This is a genomic window from Alcaligenes sp. GW821-FHT11D07, assembly GCF_058808495.1.
The window spans coordinates 1,173,941-1,192,668 of record NZ_JBXART010000001.1 but is presented as its reverse complement, the minus strand read 5'-3'; the positions used below and the strand labels follow the sequence as shown (position 1 = coordinate 1,192,668).

Annotated in this window: 13 protein-coding genes and 1 pseudogene; 12 read left to right on the top strand and 2 right to left on the bottom strand. The window is 55.8% G+C overall.

All coding sequences use genetic code 11. The annotated features are described in order from the left end of the window. The first annotated feature begins 14 nt into the window (after positions 1–14). Genes AC1RSM_RS05400 through sufT form a run of 7 tightly spaced genes read left to right on the top strand, consistent with a single transcriptional unit; the run spans position 15 to position 6,324 of the window. Positions 15–509 carry an SUF system Fe-S cluster assembly regulator gene (locus AC1RSM_RS05400; RefSeq protein WP_492930209.1) on the top strand — a complete coding sequence of 165 codons (495 nt, stop codon included), beginning with the start codon at positions 15–17 and terminating at the stop codon, positions 507–509. Continuing rightward, complete coding sequence (sufB, locus tag AC1RSM_RS05395) at positions 506–1,954, top strand: Fe-S cluster assembly protein SufB (protein ID WP_492930207.1); 1,449 nt, start codon at positions 506–508, stop codon at positions 1,952–1,954. The genes AC1RSM_RS05400 and sufB overlap by 4 nt, the downstream gene beginning before the upstream one ends. A gap of 13 nt (positions 1,955–1,967) precedes the next feature. Continuing rightward, on the top strand, positions 1,968–2,747 hold the full coding sequence (gene sufC, locus AC1RSM_RS05390) for a Fe-S cluster assembly ATPase SufC (RefSeq protein WP_492930205.1): 780 nt from the start codon (positions 1,968–1,970) through the stop codon (positions 2,745–2,747). Beyond that, a complete protein-coding gene (gene sufD, locus AC1RSM_RS05385; RefSeq protein WP_492930203.1) occupies positions 2,744–4,051 on the top strand; it encodes a Fe-S cluster assembly protein SufD in 1,308 nt (435 codons plus the stop codon). The genes sufC and sufD overlap by 4 nt, the downstream gene beginning before the upstream one ends. Then, the gene (locus AC1RSM_RS05380; protein WP_492930201.1) at positions 4,048–5,295 is read left to right on the top strand and encodes a cysteine desulfurase; all 1,248 of its coding nucleotides are present in this window, start codon (positions 4,048–4,050) and stop codon (positions 5,293–5,295) included. Before sufD ends, AC1RSM_RS05380 begins: the two co-directional genes overlap by 4 nt. Next, positions 5,296–5,748 carry a Fe-S cluster assembly sulfur transfer protein SufU gene (gene sufU / locus AC1RSM_RS05375; protein WP_492930199.1) on the top strand — a complete coding sequence of 151 codons (453 nt, stop codon included), beginning with the start codon at positions 5,296–5,298 and terminating at the stop codon, positions 5,746–5,748. 15 nt (positions 5,749–5,763) lie between these two features. Further along, the gene (sufT, locus tag AC1RSM_RS05370; RefSeq protein WP_492930197.1) at positions 5,764–6,324 is read left to right on the top strand and encodes a putative Fe-S cluster assembly protein SufT; all 561 of its coding nucleotides are present in this window, start codon (positions 5,764–5,766) and stop codon (positions 6,322–6,324) included. A gap of 791 nt (positions 6,325–7,115) precedes the next feature. Here the strand turns inward: sufT and AC1RSM_RS05365 are convergent. After that, positions 7,116–7,628 (bottom strand): helix-turn-helix domain-containing protein, encoded by a 513-nt coding sequence (locus AC1RSM_RS05365; protein ID WP_492930195.1) that lies wholly within the window; start codon positions 7,626–7,628, stop codon positions 7,116–7,118. Positions 7,629–8,038: 410 nt separating this feature from the next. On the opposite strand from AC1RSM_RS05365, the gene AC1RSM_RS05360 reads away from it, so the two are divergent. After that, the gene (locus AC1RSM_RS05360; protein ID WP_492930193.1) at positions 8,039–8,797 is read left to right on the top strand and encodes a winged helix-turn-helix domain-containing protein; all 759 of its coding nucleotides are present in this window, start codon (positions 8,039–8,041) and stop codon (positions 8,795–8,797) included. Between the two features lie 162 nt (positions 8,798–8,959). Here the strand turns inward: AC1RSM_RS05360 and AC1RSM_RS05355 are convergent, their stop codons facing one another. Further along, positions 8,960–9,391 (bottom strand): helix-turn-helix domain-containing protein, encoded by a 432-nt coding sequence (locus tag AC1RSM_RS05355; protein WP_492930191.1) that lies wholly within the window; start codon positions 9,389–9,391, stop codon positions 8,960–8,962. 548 nt (positions 9,392–9,939) lie between these two features. On the opposite strand from AC1RSM_RS05355, the gene AC1RSM_RS05350 reads away from it, so the two are divergent. The 4 genes and pseudogenes from AC1RSM_RS05350 to AC1RSM_RS05335 all read left to right on the top strand — a co-directional run bounded on the left by AC1RSM_RS05350 (position 9,940) and on the right by AC1RSM_RS05335 (position 18,703). Further along, positions 9,940–11,208 (top strand): TolC family protein, encoded by a 1,269-nt coding sequence (locus AC1RSM_RS05350; protein ID WP_492930189.1) that lies wholly within the window; start codon positions 9,940–9,942, stop codon positions 11,206–11,208. 55 nt (positions 11,209–11,263) lie between these two features. Next, positions 11,264–11,542, top strand: a pseudogene (locus AC1RSM_RS05345) (BapA/Bap/LapF family prefix-like domain-containing protein); the annotation flags it as partial. 775 nt (positions 11,543–12,317) lie between these two features. Then, positions 12,318–16,901 carry a hypothetical protein gene (locus tag AC1RSM_RS05340; RefSeq protein ID WP_492931506.1) on the top strand — a complete coding sequence of 1,528 codons (4,584 nt, stop codon included), beginning with the start codon at positions 12,318–12,320 and terminating at the stop codon, positions 16,899–16,901. 47 nt (positions 16,902–16,948) lie between these two features. Continuing rightward, positions 16,949–18,703 (top strand): BapA/Bap/LapF family large adhesin, encoded by a 1,755-nt coding sequence (locus tag AC1RSM_RS05335; RefSeq protein WP_492931463.1) that lies wholly within the window; start codon positions 16,949–16,951, stop codon positions 18,701–18,703. The last annotated feature ends 25 nt before the right edge of the window (positions 18,704–18,728 follow it).

Below are 18,728 nucleotides of genomic sequence, written 5' to 3'. Positions count from 1 at the left end.
ATCAGAGAGAAGGAATGCTGCGAATCAGTAAAATCATTGATTACGGCACTTTAGTGCTGACACACATGGCTGGCGATCCAGACCGTGTGTTCAGTGCGTCTGACTTGGCCGCCACACTGGGTTTGGGCCAACCAACTGTCAGCAAGGTGCTTAAACTGCTGGGCCAGCATGAGCTTGTCATCAGCAGCCGAGGCGCGCGCGGAGGGTATGTGTTGGGCCGCCCCGCCAAACAGATAAGTGTAGCGCAGATTATTGACGCTCTGGAAGAACAGCCCTTTGGCTTGACCGAATGTGTAGCCACTCCCGGGGCCTGTTCCGTGGAGTCAGATTGCCATATACGTAGTAATTGGCAGCGTATCAACGATATTGTCCGCCGCACTTTGGAAGACGTGAGTGTTGCAGACATGATACGCGTGCCGGTTCATGAGTTTCCCCTGACACACAAACCGGGTCCCGAATTGAAAAACAGAAACAAGGCGAGCACCTCCAACGTGGAGTTAACCGAATGAGTACCGTCAACGAACATCTGGACACCTTCCTCGATCGTGATTACGAGGCAGGCTTTGTCACCGACATCGAGTCTGAAACCATACCGAAAGGTCTGAACGAAGACGTCATCCGTTTCCTGTCCGCGAAAAAACGCGAACCGGAGTTCATGCTGGAATGGCGTTTGGCTGCCTATCGCCAGTGGCTGACCATGAAGTATCCCAAGTGGTCGATTGTGGATTACCCACCGATCGATTTTCAGGATATCAGTTACTACTCCGCGCCCAAGAGCAAGACCGACGGCCCTAAAAGCCTGGATGAAGTCGATCCCGAATTGCTGCGCACCTATGAAAAACTGGGCGTGCCTCTGCACGAGCGTGCCCGTCTGGCAGGTGTTGCTGTCGATGCCGTGTTTGACTCGGTTTCGGTTGCCACTACCTTTCGCAAAGAACTGGAAGAAGTCGGTGTTATCTTCTGTTCATTTTCCGAAGCTGTGCGCGAATACCCTGAACTGATCAAACAGTATCTGGGTACCGTGGTGCCGCCTAGCGACAACTACTACGCCGCGTTGAACTCGGCTGTGTTTTCCGATGGTTCCTTTGTGTTCATCCCCAAAGGGGTGCGCTGTCCTATGGAGCTGTCCACCTACTTCCGTATCAATGCCCGCGACACCGGTCAGTTCGAGCGCACCTTGATCATTGCGGAAGAGGGTGCTTCGGTCAGCTACCTGGAAGGCTGTACGGCGCCCATGCGCGATGAAAACCAATTGCACGCAGCGGTCGTGGAACTGGTCGCCCTGGATGATGCCAAGATCAAGTATTCCACCGTACAGAACTGGTACCCCGGCGACAAAGATGGCGTAGGCGGTATTTATAACTTCGTCACCAAGCGTGGCGAATGCCGTGGCGCACGCTCCCATATTTCCTGGACCCAGGTTGAAACTGGCTCGTCCATTACTTGGAAATACCCTAGCGTGGTGCTGCGTGGTGACGACTCCCAAGGCGAGTTCTACTCGGTCGCTTTGAGCAACCACCGCCAGCAAGCCGATACCGGCACCAAAATGATTCATATGGGTCGCAATACCCGCAGCACGATTATCTCCAAGGGGATTTCGGCCGGCCAAGGTATCAATACGTACCGCGGTTTGGTTCGCATCACCCCCAAGGCTGAAAACGCCCGAAATTACACCCAGTGTGATTCCCTGCTGATTGGCAAACGTTGTGCGGCTCATACCTTCCCAACGATGGAAGTGCAGAACCCCACTGCCAGTGTGGAACACGAAGCGACTGCTTCCCGCATTGGTGAGGATCAGCTCTTTTATGCAATGCAGCGCGGCCTGACAGCCGAGGACGCCGTCTCCATGATCGTGAACGGCTTTTGTAAAGAAGTGATTAAAGAATTGCCCATGGAGTTTGCGGTCGAAGCACAGAACTTGCTCGGCGTCAGCTTGGAAGGCAGTGTAGGTTAAGGAGAATAATGAAATGCTGACGATTAAAGATTTGCACGCTTCGGTTGAAGACAAACCTATCCTTAAGGGCCTGAACCTGGAAATCAAACCGGGTGAAGTCCACGCCATCATGGGCCCGAACGGCTCGGGCAAGAGCACCTTGTCCCAAGTTCTGGCTGGCCGTGAAGACTACACCGTTGAAAGTGGTTCGGTGGATTGGCTGGGTCAAGATTTGCTGGAAATGAAGATTGAGGACCGTGCTCGTTCCGGTCTGTTTCTGGCCTTCCAGTACCCGATTGAAATTCCTGGTGTCTCTAACGCCTATTTCCTGCGTGCTTCGGTGAACGCCGTGCGTCGTCATCAGGGTTTGCCTGAGCTGGACGCCATGGATTTCCTCAAGCGCGTCAAAGACGAAATGAAGACCGTCGGAATGCGTGAAGAGTTTCTGTACCGCTCCGTGAACGAAGGCTTTTCCGGTGGCGAGAAAAAACGCAATGAAGTGTTGCAGATGAGCTTGCTGGAACCCAAGCTGGCCATCCTGGACGAAACCGACTCCGGTCTGGATATTGATGCTTTGCGTGTGGTTGCCGACGGCGTGAACCGTCTGCGTTCCCCCGAGCGTTCCTTGCTGGTGATCACTCACTATCAGCGTTTGCTGGACTACATCGTGCCTGACTTTGTGCACGTGTTGGCCGGCGGCAAGATTATTCGTTCCGGTGGCCGTGAATTGGCTTTGGAACTGGAGGAGCGTGGCTACGGTTGGGTGCTGGAACAAGCAGCTGCCGAACAAAAAGCCAAGGGAGCTGCGGTATGAGTCTGCCGGATTGGGTCAACAGCTTTGCCGCTCAGGCTGCACAAGCACCTGGCGCCGGCCTGCCTTGGCTAAGCGCTGTGCGTCAGCGCGCCCTGGATCGTTTTGCCCAGGAAGGCTGGCCAACCACGCGCATTGAAGCCTGGCATCACACGTCTTTGGCTTTGCTGGAGCAGCAAGTTTTTGCTCCTCAGAAGTCAGCGTCGGCAGCGGATCTGGTTGCGTCGGTGCGCCAAGAAGAAGACGGGTATTTCCTGGTCTTTGTGGATGGTCATTACGACGCATCCTTGTCGCACTTGGCTGAAATGCCTTCTGGCGTTCGTTTGACTACGTTGGGCGCCTGTCTGGAGCAAGATGCAGATTGGTTGCAGCAAGCTTATGGGGACGAGTCCACCGGGGCTTCCACGGCCGCTTTGAACCTGGCCTTGGCCCAGGACGGTGCGGTGCTGAGTCTTGCGGCTGGCAAGCATTTGGAACAGCCTGTTCATCTGGTGTTTGTGCGTACCCAAGGCGGTAGCGCCAGCTTTACCCGCAACTTGATTTCTCTGGAATCCGGTGCCAGTGCAACCGTCGTTGAGCATTATGTCGGTCAGGATGGATTGGATGCGTCTTTGAGCAGTGCGGTCACCCGTTTGAACGTGGCCCCTGATGCGAATCTGACGCACATGAAGTTGCAGCAGGAAGCCTTGCAAGACTTCCACTTGGCCAATATCGATGTTCAACAGGCGCGCGGCTCGGTCTTTAATTCGCACTCCTTGTCTTTCGGTGCACGCATTGCCCGTAACGACATCGCTACCGTGTTCAACGGCGAGCGCTGCGAAACATTGTTCAATGGTTTGTACTTTGTGAACGGCCGCCGTCACGTCGATCACAACACGGTCATTGACCATGCCCAGCCTAATTGCCAAAGCCGCGAATTCTACCGTGGTGTTCTGACTGACACGGCTCGAGGTGTATTCAGTGGCCGTATCCTGGTGGGCAAGGGGGCTGACGGTACCGATTCGGTACAGCGTTCAGACAGCTTGCTTTTGTCCAAGATGGCGCGCGCAGATTCCCGTCCTGAACTGGAAATCTATGCGGATGACGTGAAGTGCGCACACGGCGCCACCGTCGGCCAATTAGACGCGGATAGCCTGTTCTATCTGCGCTCGCGTGGTATGACGCAGGAAGATGCACGCAATATGCTGATTTATGCATTTGCCGCTCAGTCTTTGGAGCGTATCGCTTCGGAGAGCCTGCGCAGCCGTGCCATGGTAGGTATTAATGCTTTGTTGCCTGGCGGTCTTGCCTTTGGAGAGCTTGCATGAATGCGCCTTTGCCCGTAACTGCTGCTGGTTTGCTGAATCACCGCGAGGATTTCCCTATCCTGGCTCGCCCCATTCGGGGCCAACGCCTGTCCTATCTGGATAACGGGGCGACGACGCAAAAACCGCGTTCGGTCATTGAAGCCGAAGCGCGATTCTATGAGCAATCCAATGCCAACATCCACCGTGGTGTGCATTGGCTGTCTCAGCACGCAACTGAGCTGTACGATCAGGCCAGAAGTACGGTGCGGGCATTTCTGAATGCCGCGCGCGATGAAGAAATTGTCTTTACGCGCGGCACAACAGAATCCATTAACCTGGTGGCGTATAGCTGGGGTATGGACAACCTGAAGGCGGGCGACGAAATCTTGCTGACCGGTTTGGAGCACCACTCCAATATCGTGCCTTGGCAATTAGTTGCCCAGCGTACCGGTGCTGTTATTCGCGTTGTGCCAGTACTGGATAACGGTGAGCTGGACCAAGAAGCCTTCAAGCAACTGCTGAACGAAAAAACCCGATTGCTGGCAGTGGGGCATGTCTCCAATGCCCTGGGTACTATCAACCCTATCGCCGAGATGACACGCCAGGCTCATGCTGTGGGCGCCAAGGTGCTGGTTGACGGTGCACAATCCGTTCCCCACGGTGTGGTGGACGTGCAGGCATTGGATGCGGACTTCTACACGTTCTCGGCTCACAAGCTGTATGGCCCCACGGGTATGGGCGCTTTATATGTACGTTACGAGATCCTGGACAGCATGTCGCCCTGGATGGGTGGCGGCGACATGATCACTACCGTCAGTTTTGAGCAAAGCAATTACGCACCTGTGCCCCAACGCTTTGAAGCAGGTACGCCTAATATTGCTGGTGCCATCACCATGGCTGCCGCCATCGAGTATTTGATGGCCATTGGCATGCAGCGCATTGCGGATCACGAGGCCTTGCTGCTGGATTACGCGACGCAAGCCTTGTTGGCAATGCCAGGTATCCGAATCATCGGGACTGCAGAGCATAAGGCGGGAATTGTGTCTTTCCTGGTTGACGGGATTCATCCCCATGACTTGGGTACGATTCTGGATATGGACGGAGTGGCGGTGCGAGCAGGCCACCATTGCGCCATGCCCTTGATGACACGCTTTGGCATTCCAGGCACTGCACGTGCTTCCTTTGCCTTGTACAACGATTACGCTGATATTGACGCTTTGCTGGCCAGCCTGCGCAAAGCTCAAAAACTATTTGGAGTTGGCTAAATGAGCCAAGATTTCAACGGGCTGCGTGAGCTCTACCAAGAGGTCATTTTTGACCACAATCGTAGTCCGCGTAACTTTGAAGTATTAGAAGATGCCAGCCATTTTGCGAATGGCCATAATCCCTTATGTGGGGATCAGTTGGCTGTCTATGCGGTCGTAGAAGACGGCATTGTGCAAAAAGTCAGTTTTGTGGGGCATGGCTGCGCTATTTCTAAGGCTTCGGCATCCTTGATGACCGAAGCGGTGAAAGGCTTGAGTCTGGCCGAGTTTGAGTCTCTCTTTAAAGATATGCACGCCATGCTGACAGAGGCTCATCCTGATCGAGACCTGGGCAAGCTGGAAGTGTTATCTGGTGTGCGTGAATTTCCTGCACGGGTTAAATGTGCCACCTTGGCCTGGCATACCCTGCACAACGCCATCAATCAGGCCAAAGAAACCGCGCAAACTGAATAAAGGCGCAAGCAAGCCATGAGTTACTTTGAACGACATGATGTGCTGGTCAGCCGGGATTGCCCGGCCGTCAGTATCCCTTACGGTGCGCCCGTTACGATTGAGTCGGGCTGTACAGCAACGATTACCCAAAAGCTGGGTGGCAGTTACACCGTGATGGTAGAGGGCAACCTGTACCGGATTGAAGGTGTGGATGCCGATGCACTGGGCTTTGAGACTCAAGGCGAGGCCGAGGTCTTTGTGCCCGAGTTGCCCCTGAGCGAAAAGACGATCGAAGATGCGGCCTGGATTGTTCTGGCCAGCGTTTACGACCCTGAAATTCCGGTTGATATTGTCAATCTGGGTTTGGTCTATGCCTGCCACGTCACTCAGACTGGACCAGAGACCTTTTCCATCACCATGGAAATGACGCTGACGGCGCCAGGCTGCGGCATGGGTACCATGATTGCCGACGAGGCCCGCTACAAGCTGGAGACCATCCAGGGCGTGGAAAAGGCCCTTGTTGACTTGGTTTGGGATCCTCCATGGAGCCGCGAACGCATGAGTGAATCAGCCCGCTTACAATTAGGGATGCTGTAAAAGAAAGAGCCTGCGAAATACGCAGGCTTTTTTGTATCTCCCCCATTTTGAAACATCAGGAAAAGGCCGCAATTGCGGCCTTTTTTGTATTCTGCGTGTTGTTGTGCTGCTTGGTTTGTGATGAGACATTCTGGATAGCATAAGGTAGCGGGCGTGGGTGGGGGTTTGGCAGCACTAGCGAGCGCTACAGCAGCTGCACAGCATGTTGGATAGGCTGAGTAGGGTGTTGGCTAGCCGACGCTAAGGCGGGCTTTTGAGGTTCAGCATCAAAGCGTAGCTGCCTACAACGAAGATTGGGCTAGGGCTAGACCGGCCAGCGTATAAAAACTTAAAAACCGGACCTATGTTCCATAAATAAAAATAATGCAGGGAGCGTTTAAAACTCGATTTTCTATATTAGAGATTTTATTTTATGAAAAATAAGTTCGCTGCCTGCATTTAGGCTTGATCGGTTTTAATTGCTTTTGTGTATGTGCCCGGATCAGGGTTAGTGCGTAGACGTTGCTAGAGAGATTTGTATGGTTTTGAAGCGAATCTCAGCGGTTTAGCATGACTTCTATGATTGAGGCTTCAGTCTTTTAAGCCCGAATAAAAAGAATGGCTAAGACATGCGGGCGAGGACTTCACTCCAGTCAACCTGACACGATTTGCGACTTTTAGAGGCAAACCCGATGCTGAGCAAGTAAATTAAACGCCCGCTGGCTCGAGTGGCTGCACGGAAATAGCTGCTATCTGAACGAGTATCTTCCCAGCCTGTTTCACTCTTAAGGGCCTTACGGAGTAAGGGTGCTTTAGCGGAGTGCAAGCCGTTCGATCAAATTATCCAGGCTCTCGTCATCCATGTGGTGGCCTTTATGCAGATAAAACTCGTAAAGCAAGCGCACAACTTGAGCTTCGGCGCGGGAGCGTAGGTCTAGCCTTTGCTGCACAAACCGTTCTCTGGTTTTAAGGATGGCCTGCTCTAAGGAGTCCAAGTCCGCGGTCCGGTGTTTATGCACAGAAATATCGCATTTATCAGGGCCATTTTCTCCGGCCACCAACCAATGAAGGGATAAGTTGGTGGCCTGCGCAATCTTGATCAGAGCCGAGCGAGAGGGCTCTGTTTTCCCTGATCTCCACCCCTGCAGAATCAATAAGGAAACCCCCAGCTTTTGCGCTAATTCTTGTGCGCCACCCGCTTGTTCTATTGCCATATTGATTCGCTCAGGGAAATCCCTGAAGTCCTGGACTTTGCTATTTTGACCGGCCTTGCTTAATCGCTTCGTTGAATGTTTGAAATACATTGCCACCTCCAGGGATTGCATGTTCTTGTCGTTATTCGTTATTTGGTCAAGATAGTGCTTGATGGTGATATATACTTGCCTTATTATTCGATTTGAACAGAAAAACAACTGAATGACACAAGAATCTGCACGAAAAATGTAAATGATGTGGTTTTCTTACTTTTAATTTAAGAGCTTAGCTGTTAGCGCAAGATTTTGTGTTTATGCTTAGTGTGAGGCATCGTCAAAGAGATGCATATGGAACCCTGACAGGGCTCAGGGGCATAAAGACAGAGTGGCCTTGCTGATAGACAGATCAGCAGTAGGTGCGCCAAGTCTTTGCTGAGTAAGAAACAATAAAGACGATGGTGGACGCCAGGCAAAGCGGCTTGAGCGCGTGCAGGCCTACTTGGCAATGATAGCCACGGTTTTGGGGAGAGGGAGGCTTGGTATTGTTAAGAACAGAGAGAATCGTCCTGTTGTTCGATAACGGCGATCGGATACAAAAGCTGATCGATGATTTGGCCTTATGGGGTATCCCAGTGCGAGTCGTACAGACCCAAAGCGGGATGTTATTGACTCCGGACGATCAGGCAGAGGCGGGCGAGTTGATCATGCTGTGTTCACAAAATGAGGATCTGCTCAGCGACGTAGGGCGTTTACGTGCACAGTCCCCCACGATGGGCTTAGTGGTTCTGCGTTTTGACGGGACGATTACGCCTGAACACAGCAGTCTTTTGCTATTGGCGGGTGCAGATATCTGTTTTGATGAACGGGCGCAAAGCATGGAAGTGCTGGCCAGTATTCAAGCTTTGCGCCGGCGTGAACTAGCCTTACGGGCCAAGTACTCGGACAGCAAAGGCAGGACGCAAGTGGTGGCAGCTGCATCAGTGCAGGCGAATGGCGTCAGCTCGGATCAGGAGGCGATGTATGGCTGGGATTTGCTGGAAGATGGCTGGCGTCTGATGACACCTCAGCGCCATGCGATTACTTTGACAGGGGCAGAGCGACGCGTTTTGCGCGTCTTGCTGGCTGAAAGTCCTGAGCCTGTTGCTAGGGAAAGATTGTTTAGCGACAAAGAAGGGGATCAACCGCCCAGTCGTTATATAGACGTTGTGGTCAGTCGTTTAAAACGTAAGGTCGCGCAGTACGGAGAACACTTGCCGATTCGCTCTGTTTGGGGCGTGGGCTATGTGTTTTCGGCTAATTAAACTGCGGCAGAAAAACTTTTCCTTGTCAGCTAGCAGCCTTTACGCGCGCTGATGATGGCGCTAAACCGCGAGCTAAGGAGCTGTTAATGAGTTTGCATGCCCATTATTTGGCATCAAACATTACACAGCTCCTAGGCAGGCTCTATTGCTGTGCACTTGTTTTTATCGGAACGATGCCAGTTCAATCAGGTTATTTAAACTGGCTTCATCCATTTGTTGCCCTTGGCGCAAGTAAAACTCGTAAACCAAGCGAATGATACGAGCTTCGGCTTCTGGCTTCAGGTTTACGTTTTGGCCCTGAAACAGTTGTTGAGTCTTGGCGATGATCTCTTCCAGGATGTCCAGATCCACCACGGTGGATGAAGGCTCTGAAGGAGAGGGGCTGCCTTCTCCCGAGGCGAGCCAACTGACAGAGAGGTTCGTGGCCTGTGCCATTTTTACCAAGCTTGATCGAGAAGGGTCGGAGTTACCGGATCGCCAGCTTCGCAACACAGACGTGGACATTCCCATTTTGTCCGCTAAGTTCTTGGCTCCGCCTGCGCGTGCGATTGCCAGGTTTATCCGATCTGAGAAGTCTTTAAATTCATTATCCATAAGTGTGTTGTCTGGTCTGCCCAAAGGTTGTGGTGGTGAGGGGCCCCAACTGATTCAATTTATAATCCAGCGCCTAGTTCCGCATGTTCTTGTCAATTATTTTCAATTGCGCCAAGTATTCGCTTGATAGCGACAAGATCTTGTCGTAATATTCTTCCTGAACAGAAATCTAACCGGAAATACGCTTTTTTACACAAAAAAGCCATTTTCATACGAAAGCTTATTCTTTTTCACAAAAAATCGATTTTCTCGATAAGAACGTGTTGTGCTGCGTCTGCTTCTATGTATGAGGCGTGTCTGAGGTAGCGCGCAATCCAGGTAAATGACGGTTTTGCATTGCTTGCTTTTTGGATAGGCAGGTGGCTTTTTTGCGCCCTGCGTCCGGTGATTCTACCTCTTGAGTGTGCGTTTGTGTTGAATGTGCGGCTTTTTGTCCATGGGCTACGGATGCAAAAAGTCACTTGCTTGGGTGCCATATGACTAGAACAAAAACAGTGGTAATTGCGTTGGCTCTGGCTGTTCTTGCCACATCGAGCAAGGCACAAACGATGCTTGAGCAGCTTCAGGGGAAAGATGGCACCAAGCAAGCCGATCATGACGCCCCTCTCAGTATTCAGTATGTTGTGGATCGCGTCCTTGCGCGTCACCCCGGTCGTCAAAGTGCCTTGGGCTACGAAGCAAGCGCTCGCGAGATGATCGATGTTGCCAAGGCACATTACTACCCGCAAGTTAGCGGCGGCGTTTCAAATAGCTATGAGAAATATCGCTCCGGCCGCTACGACGAAAAAAGCCTGCAGAACCTGGATCTGAACGTACAGCAGCTGTTGTACGACTTCGGTAAAACTGCGCACTCTGTAAAAAAGGCCGAGTTTGGTGACCTGAAAGCACAAGCCAGAACCGATCTGGTTGTCGAACAGTTGGTCAGGGAAGCGTCCAGTTCGGTGCTGGAAGCCGTTCGCAATGAAGGCTTTCTAAGTCTGGCCCAGGAACATGTTCAAGAGGTCGAACAGTTAACTCGTCTGGTCGAGCAGCGCCACGAAAAAGGTGCCAGCAATCTGTCTGACGTCTTGCAGGCAAGATCCCGCCTTGATTCGGTCCAGGCTCTGGTGTTGAACGTTGAAGCCGAATATCAAAAATGGCTCCAGGAAATCGAACTGCTTACGCAGCTGCCAGAAGTGAATGCGGTGTCGCTGGCACAGTTCCCGATCGAGTTAAACCAAAGCTGCACGATCTCCCAAATTAATTGGGAGCGCATTCCTGAAGTTGTCATGGCCGATATGGCAGCTGAAGAGGCCGTGGCCGACGTAGATCTGGCGGGTGCTGAAGAGTGGCCCACCTTATCAGTTCAGGCCAATGCCTCCCGCGCTTTGAATGCGACCCCCATGTATGGCAGCCGCGTGGAAACCGCGGTACGCCTGAATTTCTCCATGCCCTTTTATCAAGGGGGCGGCCTGTCGGCGCGCAAACGTGCTGCGTCCGGGGCCTTGCGTGCGGCTAGCGCAGAAAAATCACAAATCAGGCTGCAGGTTCAACAGCGCCTGGCCGATCAAGTCAACCGATATCAAGGGCTGGAGCGCCGCAAGGCGCTATTGGCCAATCGTGTCGTGAACATTAGCGGCACCAAAGATTTGTACAGAAAACAGTATCTGGATTTAGGAACGCGTTCACTGGTCGACTTATTGAATGCCGAACAGGAATACCACCAGGCCCGTGTCGAGGTGTTGAACAGTGAGTTGGATTTAAAAGCATCACAGATTGAGTGTGCGTACTCCCAGGGTTTGTTGAGCGCTGGGTTCAATGTGCTTGCCTTGAATTAACCGTTGTGAAGAGGGGCCTTGTGGCCATTTTTATTATTAAAAGGTTGGGCTATTCATGAAAATGATCCTAGCAGAACGATCGGGAGCGGGAAAGCCGGCACTGGAGACGCAATTAGCGGATCAAGTGCTGGCAACCCCCCATCTCGTCAAGTTAAACGCGAGTCCTGGCGATATCGTCAGCATGTCTCGCCAAGGGAATGACCTTGTCTTGGTGATGGCCAATGGCCAGCAAGTCACCTTGAAAGGGTTCTACAACGAAAACGCAGACGGCGAACATAGTGAGCTGGTTCTGGAAGACGAGGCCTGCCAACTTTGGTGGCTGAACGAAAGTGGAGAGCTGGTTGAAATCTCCGCGCAGGATGCCGTATTTGCCAATACGGATCCAGTAACTGCTGAAACCGTATGTGCTGCTCCTGCCGGTACCAGCACACCCCCGCCTTGGATTTTGGGCCTGCTTCTGGCAGGCATAACGGGCATTGCCGTAGCCTCAAGCAGTTCGTCTAGCGGCTCGGGTGGCGGGTCTTCGGAAGTTAAAGAAGACGGCACGATTAAAGTCGGCCAAGTCAATCCGGACGGCACCATTAGTGGCCAGACGACAGGAGTCGCTCCCGGCACGAAGGTGACCGTTCTGGTAACCGATGCTAATGGCAAGACTATTAGCCTGGACACGGTAGTTGACGCAGACGGGCGCTTTACCGTTCAAGTCCCGGAAGGTGAACTGGCGGATGGCGAGATTAGCGTTGTTGCCCAAACAAAGGACACCAAGGGCAATGACATTGGCTCTGAGCCTGTCACCGGCGAATTGCATCTTGTGCCGGATCAGGGCGAAGACGGCACTGTTTCCATTGAGCATGTCGGTAAAGACGGGACGATTAGCGGCGTAACAACTGGTGTTGCCGTAGGCGCGATCGTACTCGTTACTGTTACGGATGCTGACGGAAAGTCGATTCAGCTGGAAGCTGAAGTCGGTGAAGACGGACGCTTTACAGCACACGTACCTGAAGGAAAGCTGGCCGACGGCCCGATTACAGCTGTGGCCCAGGCGACGGACGAAAACGGAAAAGAAATAACGTCTGAGCCTGTAGAAGGCGAGCTCGACTTGGTTCCAGATGATGGCGACGCAGACGCAGACGCAGACGCAGACGCTGACGCTGACGCTGACGCCGACGCAGATGCTGATGCGGACGCCGACGCCGACGCTGATGCCGACGCCGATGCGGATGCGGATGCGGACGCAGATGCTGACGCCGACGCGGATGCCGACGCCGATGCGGATGCGGATGCGGACGCGGATGCGGATGCTGATGCAGATGCCGACGCAGATGCGGATGCTGATGCTGACGCAGATGCGGATGCTGATGCTGACGCAGATGCGGATGCTGATGCTGACGCTGACGCGGATGCTGATGCTGACGCTGACGCGGATGCTGATGCCGACGCCGACGCCGATGCAGATGCTGACGCAGATGCTGATGCCGATGCCGATGCCGATGCTGACGCCGATGCTGACGCCGATGCTGACGCCGATGCGGACGCCGATGCCGACGCAGATGCGGATGCTGATGCTGATGCCGACGCTGATGCGGATGCCGACGCCGACGCCGACGCTGATGCGGATGCCGATGCTGACGCTGACGCCGATGCGGACGCCGATGCCGACGCAGATGCGGATGCTGATGCTGATGCCGACGCTGATGCGGATGCCGACGCCGACGCTGATGCGGATGCCGACGCGGACGCTGATGCAGATGCAGATGCGGATGCGGATGCCGATGCGGATGCCGACGCTGACGCCGACGCTGATGCTGATGCTGATGCTGATGCTGATGCTGATGCTGATGCTGATGCTGATGCTGATGCTGATGCTGATGCTGATGCAGACGCCGATGCCGACGCTGATGCAGATGCGGATGCTGACGCTGACGCTGACGCGGATGCCGATTCCGATGCAGACGCTGATGCTGATGCCGACGCTGACGCCGATGCGGATGCCGACGCTGATGCAGACGCCGATGCCGACGCTGATGCGGATGCCGACGCGGACGCTGATGCAGATGCGGATGCGGATGCAGACGCTGACGCTGATGCAGACGCCGATGCCGATGCTGATGCCGATGCCGATGCGGATGCCGACGCCGACGCGGATGCTGACGCTGATGCGGATGCGGATGCGGATGCGGATGCCGACGCGGATGCTGATGCCGATGCTGATGCCGATGCCGATGCCGATGCTGACGCTGATGCAGACGCCGACGCTGATGCTGATGCTGATGCTGATGCTGACGCTGATGCTGATGCTGACGCTGACGCTGACGCTGACGCCGACGCTGACGCCGACGCGGATGCCGACGCCGATGCGGATGCGGATGCGGATGCGGATGCGGACGCGGATGCTGATGCTGATGCAGACGCCGATGCCGACGCGGATGCTGACGCCGACGCTGATGCGGATGCCGACGCGGACGCTGATGCAGATGCAGATGCGGATGCGGATGCCGACGCGGATGCCGACGCTGATGCTGATGCTGATGCTGACGCCGATGCGGACGCTGACGCTGACGCCGATGCTGATGCTGACGCCGATGCGGATGCTGATGCCGATGCCGATGCAGACGCTGATGCAGACGCCGATGCGGATGCTGATGCAGACGCCGACGCGGATGCTGACGCCGACGCGGATGCGGATGCCGACGCTGATGCTGATGCTGATGCCGACGCCGACGCTGACGCTGACGCTGACGCTGACGCTGATGCCGATGCCGATGCCGATGCCGATGCGGATGCGGATGCTGATGCGGATGCTGATGCGGATGCTGATGCTGATGCCGACGCCGATGCTGACGCTGATGCCGACGCAGATGCGGATGCCGACGCTGACGCTGATGCCGACGCTGACGCTGATGCCGACGCTGACGCTGACGCCGATGCTGATGCTGATGCTGACGCGGATGCGGATGCAGACGCTGATGCTGATGCTGATGCTGATGCTGATGCTGATGCTGATGCTGATGCTGATGCTGATGCTGATGCTGATGCTGATGCCGACGCCGACGCCGACGCCGATGCTGACGCTGATGCAGATGCCGACGCAGATGCGGATGCTGATGCCGATGCGGACGCTGACGCGGATGCGGATGCCGACGCGGATGCGGACGCCGATGCGGATGCCGATGCCGACGCTGATGCGGATGCTGACGCTGATGCCGACGCTGATGCGGATGCTGACGCTGATGCCGACGCGGATGCGGACGCCGACGCCGACGCCGACGCGGATGCGGATGCCGATGCTGACGCTGATGCCGACGCTGACGCAGATGCGGATGCAGACGCAGATGCAGACGCCGACGCTGATGCCGACGCCGATGCTGACGCCGATGCCGATGCCGATGCCGATGCCGATGCTGATGCAGACGCAGATGCAGATGCAGATGCAGACGCAGACGCCGATGCCGATGCCGATGCCGATGCCGATGCCGATGCAGATGCAGATGCCGATGCAGATGCCGATGCGGATGCCGATGCTGATGCAGACGCTGACGCTGACGCTGATGCCGACGCCGACGCGGATGCAGATGCAGATGCAGATGCGGACGCCGATGCCGATGCCGATGCTGATGCAGATGCTGACGCCGATGCTGACGCTGATGCTGATGCCGATGCCGATGCCGATGCTGACGCAGATGCTGATGCTGACGCTGATGCCGACGCCGACGCGGATGCAGATGCAGATGCAGATGCAGATGCTGACGCCGATGCCGATGCCGATGCCGATGCCGATGCCGATGCAGATGCAGATGCCGATGCAGATGCCGATGCGGATGCCGATGCTGATGCAGACGCTGACGCTGACGCTGATGCCGACGCCGACGCGGATGCAGATGCAGATGCAGATGCGGACGCCGATGCCGATGCCGATGCTGATGCAGATGCTGACGCCGATGCTGACGCTGATGCTGATGCCGATGCCGATGCCGATGCTGACGCAGATGCTGATGCTGACGCTGATGCCGACGCCGACGCGGATGCAGATGCAGATGCAGATGCAGATGCTGACGCCGATGCCGATGCCGATGCCGATGCCGATGCCGATGCCGATGCCGATGCAGATGCAGATGCCGATGCCGATGCGGATGCCGACGCCGACGCCGACGCCGACGCCGATGCTGATGCTGATGCTGATGCTGATGCAGATGCAGATGCAGATGCTGATGCCGATGCTGACGCAGATGCCGATGCTGACGCAGATGCCGATGCTGACGCTGACGCTGATGCGGATGCGGATGCGGATGCCGATGCCGATGCTGATGCGGATGCTGATGCCGATGCCGATGCTGATGCCGATGCGGATGCTGATGCCGATGCCGATGCGGATGCGGATGCTGACGCTGATGCCGATGCGGATGCGGATGCTGACGCTGATGCTGATGCCGATGCCGATGCTGACGCCGATGCAGACGCCGACGCCGACGCCGATGCGGATGCCGACGCCGATGCGGATGCCGACGCCGATGCGGATGCTGACGCTGATGCCGACGCCGATGCTGATGCTGACGCCGATGCGGATGCTGATGCTGACGCTGATGCAGATGCCGACGCTGATGCGGATGCTGATGCCGACGCGGATGCTGACGCTGACGCTGACGCAGATGCGGATGCAGACGCTGACGCAGATGCTGACGCCGACGCCGACGCCGATGCCGATGCCGATGCCGACGCCGACGCCGACGCTGATGCAGATGCTGATGCTGATGCCGATGCCGACGCTGATGCCGATGCCGACGCTGATGCGGATGCAGACGCGGATGCTGACGCCGATGCCGATGCCGACGCCGACGCTGATGCCGACGCCGACGCCGACGCTGATGCCGACGCCGATGCTGACGCTGATGCAGACGCGGATGCTGACGCTGATGCAGACGCGGATGCTGACGCCGATGCGGATGCGGATGCGGATGCTGACGCTGATGCCGACGCCGACGCCGATGCTGACGCCGATGCTGACGCCGATGCTGACGCCGATGCTGATGCAGATGCTGACGCTGACGCTGACGCCGATGCGGATGCGGATGCCGACGCGGATGCGGATGCAGACGCTGATGCCGATGCTGACGCCGATGCTGACGCCGATGCTGACGCCGATGCCGATGCAGATGCTGATGCTGATGCTGATGCGGATGCGGATGCCGACGCCGATGCCGATGCCGATGCCGACGCCGATGCTGATGCCGACGCGGATGCCGATGCTGACGCTGACGCTGACGCAGATGCTGACGCCGATGCTGATGCTGATGCGGACGCCGACGCCGACGCGGATGCAGACGCTGATGCGGATGCCGACGCCGATGCCGATGCCGACGCCGACGCTGATGCCGACGCTGATGCGGATGCGGATGCGGATGCGGATGCTGACGCCGATGCGGATGCTGATGCTGACGCCGATGCAGATGCCGATGCAGATGCCGATGCCGATGCCGATGCTGATGCTGACGCTGACGCCGATGCCGACGCTGATGCTGACGCCGACGCGGATGCGGATGCCGACGCTGACGCCGATGCTGACGCTGACGCTGACGCTGACGCCGATGCCGACGCCGACGCTGATGCGGATGCTGACGCAGACGCAGACGCTGATGCCGATGCTGATGCAGATGCCGATGCCGACGTCTCTGACGACTACTTCACTGCCAAGCTGAACATCGAACCGACTGAGCTGGATACGAAAGCGCAGTCTGACAGCCGCTTGTCCATTATTGACATCGGTGGTTTGTGGGATGCTTTCTTTGACGGTGCACCGCGCTTTAGCTTCAAGGTAGAAGAGGGCCAGTCAGCCACCAGCGAGATCAGTGTGTCTTCGGGCTCGGTGATCAGCGTGCTTGATAACGTCAAGGTTCAGCTGCGCGTCAAGGATGAGAACGGCAACTGGAAGGTGCTTGAGGAGTCGGGCTCCGGCGGCTTGATCGATGTCATTGGTATTTTCGGTGGCAAAGCCAAGTTCACCATTAATGACTTGCCTCCTGGCGAGTACCAAGTGATTGCGGCGGTACGTGGCCTGAGCGTTCTGAGTACAACCAAGGTTGAAGGCTCGACGACGTTCTACGACCACACTGAAGCAGGCTCTTACACGTCTACGCCGGTTAACGGCAACGTGCTGGATAACGACGCTGCTGGCGAAGGTGCCAAAGTGACCCATATCAATGGGGAACAAGTGGGTGCCAACGGTACAACGACGTTTGAAGGTGAGTACGGCAAGTTGACTATTGGTTCGGACGGCGAGTTCACCTACACGCCTTACAACACTGATGGTTCGGGTATCGGACAGGTGGAAACCTTCGAGTACACGATCAAGGCAGCTGACGGCTCGGTTAGCAGCGCCAAGATTCATGTACGTATCGACAGTGATGGCCAAGGCCTGATCTGGCCTGAGGACCCAAGCTTGCCCGCCCAGGTTGATCTGGTTGCCAACGATGACCACGGCACTGCGTCTATCGACAGCACCTACAAGACTGAAGCAGGTCCTGCGGGCAACAAGCAAGCCGGTATCAGTTCAACGCTTAATCCGTTTGGGACGACCAAGGCGGATGCGCAAGATACCTTTGTGGTCGGTGCGAACCGGACTTTCTCCGTCAAGGTGACGGCTGAGGCCTCGGATCGTGGTTCGGTCAAGCTGACGGTCTACGGACCCGATGGCTCGATTGTTCATACCGAAACGCAGAATCCTTTGATCGGTAGTCCTAAGGTTTCGTTTGACTTGTCGTCCTTGCCGCAAGGCACGTACACCGTCAAGGCTGAGTACGAGCGCGGTGGCGCGGGTGGTACGGGCACGCTGAAGCTGGGTTACAGCGGCACCCTTACTTACCTGGATGAGTATGTCAGCAATGGCACTCATGCCGCCAAGGGTAATGTGCTGGACGATGATCATCTGGCATCGACCTACACCAAGTTCCTGGTTAAAGACGCCAATGGCGACTTTATCGAAGTGGTCAATGGAACGACGGTGGTCGGTCAACATGGCACCTTGACGATCAACACCAACGGCAGCTACTCGTACCAGCCTAAGCCAGGCCTGGAAGAAACGGGTCATGAAGACGCTTTTGAATACCGTCTGGAGCATCCAAACGGAACAACGTCTGATGCGACGCTGACGGTGGGCGTTGAGCATGGTGATGGTCCGTACGTTCCTGAGGCAGCCGCCTTTAGCGCTGACTACGACACAGAAATGGCTGCTGATGAAGCTGCCATGTCGCTGGACAACGTGGAGGACAGCACACACGAAGCAACAGAGGAAACCCCGGCTCTTGAAGAGGAAATTGAGCTTCAAGGCTCCGAGCCTACCGATGTTGATTTGGGCGCGCTTGAGGATGAGCAAGAGCAGTCTGACCAAGCCGCTGGCGAGCCAGCCTTGTTTGAAGGTAGCAGCGAAGAAGATCTGCTGGTGCCTGAAGTCGAGGTTGATCCTGTCATGGACGAACTGGATGAACACAGCCTTGTAGGCTAATTCATCTGTCGGGAGCACTGGGCTG